8 protein-coding genes are annotated in these 11,471 nt (G+C 66.9%); 1 reads left to right on the top strand and 7 read right to left on the bottom strand.

Features of this window, described 5'->3' with window-relative positions; all coding sequences use genetic code 11:
• Positions 1 to 5 precede the first annotated feature (5 nt).
• The 3 genes from grpE to ACFWVD_RS17610 all read right to left on the bottom strand — a co-directional run bounded on the left by grpE (position 6) and on the right by ACFWVD_RS17610 (position 3,107).
• On the bottom strand, positions 6 to 554 hold the full coding sequence (grpE, locus tag ACFWVD_RS17600; protein ID WP_379243895.1) for a nucleotide exchange factor GrpE: 549 nt from the start codon (positions 552 to 554) through the stop codon (positions 6 to 8).
• Complete coding sequence (gene dnaK, locus ACFWVD_RS17605; protein ID WP_379243897.1) at positions 551 to 2,416, bottom strand: molecular chaperone DnaK; 1,866 nt, start codon at positions 2,414 to 2,416, stop codon at positions 551 to 553. Before dnaK ends, grpE begins: the two co-directional genes overlap by 4 nt.
• A gap of 226 nt (positions 2,417 to 2,642) precedes the next feature.
• The gene (locus ACFWVD_RS17610; RefSeq protein WP_379243899.1) at positions 2,643 to 3,107 is read right to left on the bottom strand and encodes a MarR family winged helix-turn-helix transcriptional regulator; all 465 of its coding nucleotides are present in this window, start codon (positions 3,105 to 3,107) and stop codon (positions 2,643 to 2,645) included.
• Positions 3,108 to 3,187: 80 nt separating this feature from the next.
• Between ACFWVD_RS17610 and ACFWVD_RS17615 the strand changes: the two genes are divergently transcribed.
• Entirely contained in the window at positions 3,188 to 4,876 is a 1,689-nt protein-coding gene (locus ACFWVD_RS17615) for an MFS transporter (RefSeq protein ID WP_379243901.1), read from the top strand.
• A gap of 31 nt (positions 4,877 to 4,907) precedes the next feature.
• Here ACFWVD_RS17615 and ACFWVD_RS17620 read toward each other — a convergent pair whose 3' ends face one another.
• The 4 genes from ACFWVD_RS17620 to ACFWVD_RS17635 all read right to left on the bottom strand — a co-directional run bounded on the left by ACFWVD_RS17620 (position 4,908) and on the right by ACFWVD_RS17635 (position 11,465).
• The gene (locus ACFWVD_RS17620; RefSeq protein ID WP_379243903.1) at positions 4,908 to 6,656 is read right to left on the bottom strand and encodes a dynamin family protein; all 1,749 of its coding nucleotides are present in this window, start codon (positions 6,654 to 6,656) and stop codon (positions 4,908 to 4,910) included.
• Between the two features lie 5 nt (positions 6,657 to 6,661).
• Positions 6,662 to 7,753: an IniB N-terminal domain-containing protein gene (locus tag ACFWVD_RS17625; RefSeq protein WP_379243905.1), complete on the bottom strand. Its 1,092-nt coding sequence runs from the start codon at positions 7,751 to 7,753 to the stop codon at positions 6,662 to 6,664.
• Between the two features lie 175 nt (positions 7,754 to 7,928).
• Positions 7,929 to 9,455, bottom strand: coding sequence for a dynamin family protein (locus ACFWVD_RS17630; protein WP_379243970.1), 1,527 nt, complete (start codon positions 9,453 to 9,455; stop codon positions 7,929 to 7,931).
• Between the two features lie 102 nt (positions 9,456 to 9,557).
• Positions 9,558 to 11,465, bottom strand: a complete 1,908-nt coding sequence (locus ACFWVD_RS17635; protein WP_379243907.1) for a dynamin family protein — start codon at positions 11,463 to 11,465, stop codon at positions 9,558 to 9,560.
• Positions 11,466 to 11,471: the final 6 nt, after the last annotated feature.

The following is an 11,471-nucleotide window of genomic DNA, read 5'->3' on the forward strand; positions in this document are numbered from 1 at the left end:
CTTTCTTATTGCTCGTTCGCGTCGGCATCAGCGTCCGATGCCTCCGCGTCGGTGACCCCGACCAACGCGTGCCGCAGCACGCGATCGCCGAACCGATAACCCTTGCGCATGACGATCCCGATCACCGGATCCGCACCCGAACCCTCGTGCTGCACGGCCTCGTGCAGGGTCGGGTCGAACGGGTCGCCGGTGGCACCGAATTCGACAAGGCCCTGCTTGGTCAGCGCGGTTTCCAGCTTGTCCGCCACCGACCGCAGTGGACCCGATTCCAGGTCGCCGTGCGCGCGGGCACGATCCAGATCGTCGAGTACGGCCAGCAATTCGGTGACCACCTGGGCCTTGGCCGAATCGATGTTGGCCTGTCGGTCACGCTCGACCCGGCGGCGGTAGTTCGCGTATTCCGCGGTCAACCGCTGCAGGTCGGCGGTGCGCTCGGCCAGCTCATCGCTTTCCGGCGCGACATCCTCGGGGGCGGGGGCCGCCGCATCGGCGACCTCCGCGTCCTCGACGATGTCCTCGATCAACTCCTGCTCGGAGGAGTTCTCCTGCGTCACTTCTTGTCCGTGTCGACCGGCTCGTCCACGACCTCGGCGTCGACGACCTGATCGTCATCGGCCTGGCTGGGGCCCGAACCGTTACCGGACTGCGCGTCGGCGGCGGCGGTGGCCTCGTAGATGGCCTGGCCCAGCGCCTGCGACTCGGTGGCCAGCTTCTCCACCGCGGACTTCACCGCGGAGATATCGGTGCCGTCCAGCGCGGCCTTGGCCTCGGCGACCGCGTTCTCCACCTTCGCCAGCTGATCGGCGGACACCTGCGCGCCGCCCTCGCTCAGCTTCTGCTCGTTGATGAACTTCTCGGTCTGGTGCACCAGCGACTCGGCCTGGTTGCGGGTCTCGGCCTCTTCACGGCGCACCTTGTCGTCGGCGGCGTGCGCCTCGGCGTCGGCGACCATGCGGTCGATCTCTTCCTTGGACAGGCCGGAACCGTCCTGGATCTTGATCTTGTTTTCCTTGCCGGTGCCCTTATCCTTGGCGGTCACGTGCACGATGCCGTTGGCGTCGATGTCGAAGGTGACCTCGATCTGCGGCACGCCACGCGGGGCCGGCGGCAGACCGGTGAGCTCGAACGAACCGAGCAGCTTGTTGTGCGAGGCGAGCTCGCGCTCACCCTGGAACACCTGGATCTGCACCGACGGCTGGTTGTCGTCGGCGGTGGTGAAGGTTTCCGAGCGCTTGGTGGGGATGGTGGTGTTGCGCTCGATGAGCTTGGTCATCACGCCACCCTTGGTCTCGATGCCGAGGCTCAGCGGGGTGACGTCGAGCAGCAGAACATCCTTGACCTCGCCCTTGAGGACACCGGCCTGCAGGGCGGCGCCGACGGCGACGACCTCGTCCGGGTTCACGCCCTTGTTGGGCTCACGGCCGCCGGTCAGTTCCTTGACCAGGTCCGAGACGGCGGGCATACGGGTGGAGCCACCGACGAGCACGACGTGGTCGATGTCGGCCACGTTCAGGCCCGAGTCCTTGATCACGGACTGGAACGGCGCGCGGGTGCGATCCAGCAGATCGGAGGTGATCTTCTGGAACTCCGAGCGGGTGAGCTGCTCGTCGAGGAACAGCGGGTTCTTGTCCGCGTCGACGGTGATGTAGGGCAGGTTGATCGAGGTGCTCTGGCTGGAGCTGAGCTCGATCTTCGCCTTCTCGGCGGCCTCGCGCAGACGCTGCATGGCCATCTTGTCCTTGGTCAGGTCGATGCCCGAGGACGCCTTGAACTTGTCGACCAGCCAGGTGACGATGCGCTCGTCCCAGTCGTCGCCACCGAGGTGGTTGTCACCGGAGGTCGCGCGGACCTCGACGACGCCCTCGCCGATTTCCAGCAGCGAGACGTCGAAGGTGCCGCCACCGAGGTCGAACACCAGGATGGTCTGCTCTTTGTCGCCCTTGTCCAGGCCGTACGCCAGCGCCGCCGCGGTGGGCTCGTTGACGATGCGCAGCACGTTCAGACCGGCGATCTGGCCGGCTTCCTTGGTGGCCTGACGCTGGGCGTCTTCGAAGTAGGCCGGGACGGTGATCACGGCGTCGGTGATCTCCTCGCCCAGGTAGGCCTCGGCATCGCGCTTCAGCTTCATCAGCGTGCGCGCGGAGATCTCCTGCGGCGTGTACTTCTTGTCGTCGATCTCGACGTTCCAGTCGGTGCCGATGTGGCGCTTGACCGAGCGGATGGTGCGGTCGACGTTGGTGACCGCCTGGTTCTTCGCGGGCTGACCGACGAGAACCTCGCCGTTCTTCGCGAAGGCGACGATCGAGGGAGTGGTACGCGAGCCTTCGGAGTTCGCGACAACGACCGGCTCGCCGCCTTCGAGCACGGCGACGACGGAGTTCGTGGTCCCGAGGTCGATTCCGACCGCACGAGCCATAGTGGTTCCTCCTGTTTGACGTTCGAGTTTCAGCAACGCTGAGCGTGGTGGGCTCAATCTTGCCCTCGAGATCCACCGCAAGTCAACCCGAAGTTGAGTCCAGGTCGCTCAATGTTGTTGATCGGCACAACCAGCAGCTGCGGAGATTCATTCCCACGCCATTCTTGCCACGAGTGCGCTCAACGTCAGCCCCTGATGCGCGATCGTGACGGTCTGGAGACCTTCCTCAGCGGGTGAGGCCGGGGTGGATTCCGGGACGCAGGCCGTTGCCTTCGGCGGTTCTGCGCAGGAGGTCCAGGAAGAGGACGCGATCCTCCGGAGTGAGGGGTGCCAGGACTTCGGCGTCGAGTTCGGCGACGCGTTCTTCGGCCTCGGCCAGGAGGGTGTGGGCGGCCGGGAGTAGATGGAGAGCGTGGGCTCGGCGGTCGACGGGATGGCGGCGGCGTTCGACGAGGTTGCGCTTCTCCAGGTCGTCTACCAGGCCGACCATGACGTTGCGGTGGATATCGAGGGCCTCGCCGAGCTCCTGCTGGGTCCTGCCGTCGTGAGCCTTCAGGAGTTTCAGCATGCCGAAGTGGCGGGGCTTGATGCCGAGGGGCGCGAGGAGGTCGCTGAAGCGGTAGGCGGAGTGGAAGCCCAGTTGGCCGAGGAGGAATCCGGCGTGGGTCGACAGCTGCGTCGGGTCGGTCACGCCCCTACGATACGCCGATTAACGCACCGTTCATGATTGCCCTATTGATTGATAATCACTTCAGGTGCATAGTTTGAAGGATGACAACCTCTTCCACTCCCCCACCTCCCGATCCCCGGCGCTGGATCGCCTTCGCAGTGGTGCTGGCCGCCGGCTTCATGGACCTGCTCGACGTGACCATCGTCAATGTGGCGGTGCCCAGCATCCAGGGCGACCTGCAGGCCGAGTACTCGCAGCTCGAATGGATCATCGCCGCGTACGTGCTCGCCTTCGCCGCGGTGTTGATCACCGGCGGGCGGCTCGGCGACATCTACGGCCGCAAACGCGTATTCCTCACCGGCATGGCCGGTTTCACGCTCGCCTCGGCGGCGTGTGGGCTGGCAACCGATCCGACCATGCTCATCGGGTCCCGTTTCGCGCAGGGTGCGATGGGGGCGTTGATGGTGCCGCAGATTCTGGCGATCATTCAGACGACGTTCCCGAAGGAGGAGCGGGCCAAGGCGATTGCCGTGTACAGCGGTGTCGGCGGGTCGGCCTCGGCGGTGGGGCTGGCACTCGGCGGCGTGCTGGTGCAGGCCGATCTGTTCGGATTGGGTTGGCGGACCATCTTTTTGGTGAACATCCCCGTCGGGATCGCGGGGTTCGTCGCGGCGTGGTTCGTGATGAGCGATTCGAAGTCGGCGACGCCGCCCCGGTTGGATCCGGTCGGGATGGTGCTGGCGGTTTCCTCGGTGCTGCTGCTGGTGTATCCGCTGACAGAGGGGCGTCGACTCGATTGGCCCGCTTGGACTTTCGTGATGATGGGTGCGGCTGTCGCGGTGTTCGCGGCGTTCCTGTTCTACGAGCGTGCGCTGACGCGGGCCGGGCGGTCGCCGCTGGTCGACCTCGGGCTGTTCCGGTCGCGGCCGTTCGCGGTCGGGCTGGGGGCCTGGTTGCTGTTCTGGATCGCGATGGGTGGGTTCTTCCTGGTGTGGACGTTGTTCATGCAGGGCGGGCTCGGATGGTCGCCGCTGCGGGCGGGGCTCACCTCGGCATTGTTCGCGGTGGGTGCCGGTGTGGGAGCGGGACTTTCGGTCGGGGTGCTGGCCGCGCGGTATGGGCGGCGGGTGTTGATGATCGGGGCGCTGGTGAATGCGGCGGGGTTCGCGCTGTACGGGGCGATGGGGGTGCGGTACGGGAGTGAGTTCACTTCGTGGCAGATGGCTTTGCCGTTGGTGATCACCGGGGCTGGGTTCGGGATGGTGGTGGCGCCGACGCTGGATCTGTTGCTCGGGCAGGTGCCGGTGCGTGAGGCCGGGTCGGCGTCGGGGTTGCTCAATACGGGGCAGCAGTTGGGGACGGCGCTCGGGGTGGCGCTGGTCGGGGTGCTGTTCTTCAGTGTGCTGGACCGGGATTCGGATCGTGGGGTGGAGTCGGTGACGCCGCAGATTCGGGCGGAATTGGCCGTCGAGGGGGTGCCGGTGGGGGTGCAGGATCAGATCGTGGCCGGGTTCGCGGCGTGTGTGCACGATCGATCGGCGGAGGATGATCCGACGGTGGTGCCTGCTAGTTGTAATCCGAATGGTGTTGGTGGCGAAGCTGTTTCGCGGATGCTCGGCGAGGCTGGTGCGGAGGCGAATGCCGTGAACTTCGCGGAGAGCTTCCGGCACACACTGTTCTACGGCATCGGGATGCTGCTGCTGGTGTGCCTCGGATTCTTCGCTCTGCCGAAGGATGCCAGATTGGAGCAGCGGATGCTCGATGATGAGCCGGAAACCGTCACGATATGAAACTGCTGGGGGCGCGCGTTGCCGTGCGCCCCTATGCGTTCGTCGGTACGTGGAGTTGGGCCGTTCGGTGCCGCAGCGTTGCCAGTTGGTGTTCCAGGATGGCGGTGCGGCGGTCTCGGTCGGCGGCTTTGATGCCCGCTGATTGTTGTGCGGCGGTGAGGGATTCGTCGATCGAGCGGAGGGTGCGCTCGGCGATGCCCGCGTAGTGGTCGCGCAGGGTGCGGTGGATGTGGTGGGTGCGGTCCTTGGTGTCCTTGGCGGCATGGAAGGCGATGTCGTCGAGGAAGCGGCGGACGGCGTTCTTCGCTTCGGCGCGGCGGCGGGTGAGGCGGGCTTGTTTGTCGTCGCGGTAGGCCTTGCCGCCGACCAGCACGCCCGCGCCGATCGACAGGGGGTTCAGCATGGCCAGACCGGCGAATGTTGTTGCGAGACCTACCATCAGGACGCCGCCATATGAACCGCGCATGCCGACCAGGACCTTGGAGACCACACCGATATCGGGTTCCAGTTCGGCCAGGGTGCCGGTTTGGTGGGTGGCTTCGATGGCGAGGGCGGGCAGTTCGGTGGTGCCGAGTTCTTGAAAGTGTTCGGCTACACGTTCGGCGAGGGTTTCCGCTCTCGCGTGGGCCCACAGGAGGTTGTCGCCGAGGGCGGTATCGACTGTGCCGGTGAGCCATTCGGCGATGGCTTGCCAGTGGCGGCCGGGGTCGTGGTCGTCGATCCACTCCTCGCCGGTGCGGCTGATGGTGCGTAGGCGTTCGCGGAGGTCGTGGTCGACGTCGCCTGCCAGGTCGGTGATGCCGTCGGCGAGGGTCTGCTGCCAGGCGGCTGTTCGCCGATGTAGTTGTTGGGCAGTCGCTTTCGCTGCTTCGAGTTCGGCGATGGTGGTGGCTGCGTGTTGTGGGTCGCGGAGGGCTGCTAGTTCGCTGCCCAGGGCGAGTGTCAGATGTTCTGCGGCGGAGGATATTTCGCAGGCGATCGTGCGGCGGGTCGCGGATTCCTTGCGAGTTACTACCTCGCGCAGGAACTGGAAGAGCTCGCCGAAACCGGATTCGGCGCCGAGTTGGGCGTCTTGTCGGCGTAGTGCGTGTGTGCGCAGCAGTGCCGAGATTGGAAGGACGGGCAGGGCCAACTGGGCCAGGTGTTCGCGGTCCGCTTCGAAGACCTGGCGCCAGTGGGGGTAAAGGTCGGTCTTTGTCACCAATACTGCTGTGGCGACACCGAATTCGTGCACCTGGCGGAGGAACGTCAGTTCCGGGGCGGTGAGTTCGGTCGAGGCGTCGGTGACCATCAGGACGGCGTCGGCGGTGGGCAGCATTTCCAGTACTCCCACCGAGCGGCCGCGGGTGCCGATGCCGGGGGTGTCGATGATGACTATGCCGTCGGCGAGTAGGTCGTTCGGGAGGTGGAGGTCGATTCTCGTGATCGTTTTGCCTGCGGCGCGGGCATCGATCTGCGCGAGTTCCTCGATCGGGAACTCGACGCGGGTTTCGTCGGAAACTGTTGTGGACAGCACTAATTCGGCTCTTGCGTGCGGGGCGTAGGCCAGTTGGAGCGGGATCGTGGTGGTTGCGTCGTCGCCTACGGGACAGATGTCCTGGTTCAGCAGGGCGTTGATGAAGCGGCTCTTGCCCTGGGAGGGGTGGCCCGCGACGATGATCCGTCTGCGCGGGTCACGCAGACGGATCGCGGCTGATTCGAGGCGGGCCACCAGGTCTTCGCGGCCGGTGGTGCGGGCGGCCGTCGCGGTGTCGTCGAGGAGCGACAGCAGGGTGTCCATGGGGGTCAGTGGAAGAGTTCGTCGGGGGCGTCGAAGGACTGCGGGGTGGTGAGGGAATCGTCGAGGAGGCCGGTGTCGCCGGTGAGAGGGGAGGCGTGCAGGGCGGGGCCGAAGGCGCTGTCTACGTCTACGGCGGACCAGGTGTCGGCGGATGCGGTTGTGGTGGTGGTGAAGTCGGCGGTGGTCGGTGCCGTGGGGTCGGCGGTGGTCGACGTGGATGCTGTGGCGGCGAAGTCGGTTGACGCTTGTGTGGTCGCGACTGTGGACGACGTGGTGGTGCCCAAGGTGGTCTCCAAGCCGGTGCCGAGGTGCGCGCCTGATTCGGCTGCGCCGTGGGCGGTGGTGCTGATGGACGTGTCGATGGCGGTTGGAGCGCCTGTTGTTGCGGTGCTGGTCAGGCCGGTGGTTGCGCCTGCGCCGATGGCCGCGCTCGTATCTACCGCGCCGACGAGTGACGGGGCGAGTTGGGTGGTGGTGGCGAATGCGGTGGACAGGGAGGTTTCGAGGCCGGTGGTGGGGGCCGCTTCGAACGCGGTGCCGAGGGTGGCGCCGGCGCCTGCGGTCAGGCCTGCCGCGATCTGGGCGCCGAGGTCGGTGTTCGCTTCGGTGAGCGAGGTCGCCGAGGCACCGGCATTGGCGGCCGCCCCGATCTGGGCGCCGAATGCGCCGGAAATCTCGGCGGCGGTGTTCAGGGCGGCCGACATGTCGGTGCCCCCATTTATGCTCACGTTCGACGCACCGCTGAGGTAGGTCGTCAGACCGGTGGAGGTGGTCACGGCGGTGCCGAGGTCGGTGGCGATGTCGCCGGTGAGGTTGGTCGCCAAGCCGAGGGTGGCGGCAGCTTGGGTGTCGGCAGCAATTGTCGTTGCGGTCGCCGCGGATGCGGTGGTGCCCGCGGCGACGATGGCGTGGACAGGGTTACTGCTGTCGGGCCGGAGGGAGGCCGCGATAGTCGGGGCGGCGGCGCTGATTTCGGCGGGAGTGGCCGACAGGTGTGCGTCGCACAGGGTTTGGACGGGGTTGGCGCAATAGTTTGCTGCGGCTTGGGGATCGCGCAGCAGATCGAGGATGAAGTCGAGGATCGAGGTGGGGTTCATGGGCCTGCGCTCCTTCGGATCGCGGCTTGCGGGCCCGATCCGTGCTCGTCTGTCGGTGGGTGCGTTTCACGCTCGGACTTGCGAGTCTTCGGAAGGATATTCCGCATTCGGAACCCTTTCGTTACGCGGATTTCCGAGTAGGATCGAGTCGGAGTCGAAAAGGTAACGGGGGAAGTCAGCTCGATAGCTGAGAGAGTGCTCCCTCGGCACTGCGAACCGCGGTCAGACACGCGGTGGCGGTGGCCTTGTCGATCAGGGGATGACGGGATCGGGTGTGCCACTTGTGGGCCGCGGCGATCGCGTGCGTACGCAGGGTTTCGGGGTCGGCATCCGCGGGGAGGCCGAGGCGTACATGGGGGGCGACACCGGCGCCGCCGATCAGGCGGAACAGTTCGGTGAGATCGTCCGGCGGGAGTGGGAGTTCGTCGGTGCGCAGCCGACCGAGCAGCCGGAGTTCGGCGAAGCCGTGAACATCGGCCAGGAGGGTGTGGATTCGCGGGAGGAGTTGGTCTGCCGCGGTGCCGGGGTTGGCGGTGATGACTCGATCCAGGGCCGTCAGCGCGGAGTGAGCTTTGAGTTGGTCTGCGCGCTGGCCGAATTGGACGTCCAGGACGGTGCGCAGCTCGTTGATGCCGCTGCGGGCGGTCAACTCGACGGACAGGGCGGTGGCGTCACCGATACCGGTGCGGACCAGTTCGGTGGCCATACGCACACCGAACATGCCGAACCGGTCCAGCAACTGGGCACGGGTCAGCGGGGAAACCGGCAGGTCGATGTCGGGGCGGGAGAAGCGATCGGCCGAGAGCATGGCCAGTTCGAGGTCTTCCGCGGGGAGGGCGGCCAGGGCGGCGAACGCGGCGAATTCGGGTTGGGTCAGGGTCGCCGCCGCGAAAGCGAGCAGGCCGGCCACGGGGATAACGGCCTGGCACAGGCCGGTTCGCTCGAGTTCGGTGGCGAATCGGGAGGCCACGTCGCGGGCGGAATTGAGGGCGTCGATACGACCCGCGCTGATCTCGTCGGCGCGGGAGACCACCCCGACCACGCCCAGGTGGCCGGCTCGACCGTCGGCGCCGATCTGTTCGAGGAAGTGCACGTCGGCGGCGTCCATCCGGCGCAGCAGATACACCACGGCGTCCGCGCCGGGGATCGTCACAGCGTCGGCATCGATGTCGGCGGGGGTCAGCAGGCGCATCGTGCGCTCGGAAACATCACGCGAAAGAGAAGAGGTACCGGGGGTGTCGATGATGGTGGTACGCGAGAGTTCGGCTGTCGGCCAACGGACTTCGAGGTGGTCGACCAGGTGGTCACCCTTGGGGTTCCAGCGCAGATTGTTCATTTCGAAAGTCAGGCCGTGCGCGCCCGCGCCACGGCGGAGGACGACGTTGGCCGAGGCGCCCGACGACGCGTACGCGGTGACCATCGGCGTGGCGCCGGTGCGATACCAGGTGACCACGCGGGTGCACTCGGTGGCGTCCGTGGGGGCGATGCTCTGGCCGACCAGGGCATTGAGCAGCGTGGACTTCCCCGCCTTGATCGACCCGGCCAGCGCCACACGCAAGGGTTGGCGCAGCCGGTCGGCACAGTCGGACAGCAGACTGCGGGCCAACGGGTCATGGCCCAGAGCCTGTGCGGCGGCCGCGACCAGGTCGCGCGCCTCGGCGAGACCGCCGTGCACGGGCTCGGACGGGCGGCTGGACGCCATCTCGCCCGAGACAGGGGTGTCCGCGTGATGCCTCATCGTCGCGCGGCCCTCATCTATTCACTTAAACACACCTTCGAACGGATCCGGCACGAACTCCGCAGGTCACTTGGCCTTGCGGTCGGCGACCGGGACCGGACGCACACCCGCCGACGGCGCCACGTAGGAGCGTTGGCGACTCGACGGACCTTCCAGCTCGAGCATTCCGTCGGCGTACCGACGCAGCTCGGCCACCCGAACCAACTGGTGTTCGAGTTCGCCGCGGCGATCGGAACGGTCGGCCACCGCACTGTTGGCGGCATCCTGGGCGGCGCGCAGCGAGGCGTCGATCGAGCGCACGGTGCGGTCGGCCACGCCGGTGTAATGGTCACGCAAGGCCCGGTGGATGCGATGCATCCGGTCCTTGGTTTCCTTGCCGGCCTGGAACGCCACGTCGTCGACGAAACGGCGCACCGCGGCCTTGGCCTCGATGCGTTTCCGGGCCAGACGCTGCGTCTTGTCGTCCTTGTACGCCTTGCCACCCACCAGCACACCCGCGCCGATCGACAGCGGATTCAACAGCGCCAAGCCGGCCAGCGTGGACGCCAAACCGACCATCAGCACGCCACCGTAGGAACCGCGCAGACCGACCAGCACCTTGCTGGTCATGCTGATATCGGGCTCGAGCTCGTTCAAGGTGCCCGCCGCGGCACCCTTGCCCTCGGAATCCATCGCGTTGTCCACATCGGGCAGGTCGACGGCGCTGGCCTGACCGAAATGCTCGGCCACCTGTTCGGCCAGGGTTTCGGCCCTGGTGTGGGTCCACAGCAGGTTGTCGCCCAACGCCGTGTCGACGGTTCCGGTGAGCCATTCGGCGATGGCCTGCCAGTGCCTGCTCGGGTCGTGCTGATCGATCCAGTCCTCGGCCGTATGCGCCACCGCGCGCAGGCGTTCGCGCAGGTCGTGGTCGATGTCGCTCATCAGATCGGTGATGCCGTCCGACAGCGTCTGCTGCCAATAACCAGAATTGCGGCGCAGGTCCTCGGCGGCGGTGCGGGCCGCGGTGAGTTCCCTGATCGCGGCGTCGGAGCGTTGCGGATCGCTCAGGGCCACGAGTTCACTACCGAGCACCAAAGCCAAATGCTCTGCGGCCGAATGCAATTCGCGGGCCACCGCCGCACGGGCGGACACCTGATCGCGCGCGACCACCTGTTCCTTGAGGAAACCGAACAGGGCGCCGAAACCGGATTCGCGACCCAACTGCGGGTTGTTCAACCGCAGCGCGTGCGCGCGCAACAGCGACGACACCGGCATCATCGGCACGTCCAGGCCGGCGCGGGCGATGTGCGCGCGATCGGCCTCGGCGACCTGACGCCAATGCGGGTACATGTCGATCTTCGTGATCAACACCGCGACGGTCGGGCACAGCTCACGCACCTGACGCAGGAACGACAGCTCGGGCTCGGTCAGCTCGGTGGAGGCGTCCGACAGCATCAGCACCGCATCCGCCGCGGGCACCATGCCCAGGACCGCCGCCGAGTACGCGCTGGCGTGGCCGCCCACGCCAGGCGTGTCCAGCAGGACGATGCCCTCGCTGAGCAGCTGATTGGGCACCGCCGCCTCGATCCTGGCGATCTGCCTGCCCTGCGCGTACGGGCTGCGGGCATCGATGGTGCCGATCTCGTCGAACGGCACCTCCACCCGCATCTCGTTCGCACCCGCCGCGGTGAGAACCAGCTCGGCACGCGGAACGGCACCGTATTCCAGTTGCAGCGGGATCGTGGTGGTCAGGTCGTCGCCCACGCGGCAGATGTCCAGACCGAGCAGGGCGTTCACGAAACGACTCTTGCCCTGCTCGAGTTGACCGGTCACCACGATGCGCCTGCGCGGATCGTTGACTCGCTGCGCGACCGCCTCCAACCGGACGACCAGGTCGTCACGGTCGGCGGCGCGCGCCGCCTCGATCGTGTCACCGAGCACCGTCGACAGCGGGGTGCCCGCTGCCGACGGCGTCGTCTTCACTGGTGTTGTCATCAGTTC

The organism is Nocardia sp. NPDC058666, assembly GCF_042714895.1.
Lineage (GTDB): Bacteria > Actinomycetota > Actinomycetes > Mycobacteriales > Mycobacteriaceae > Nocardia.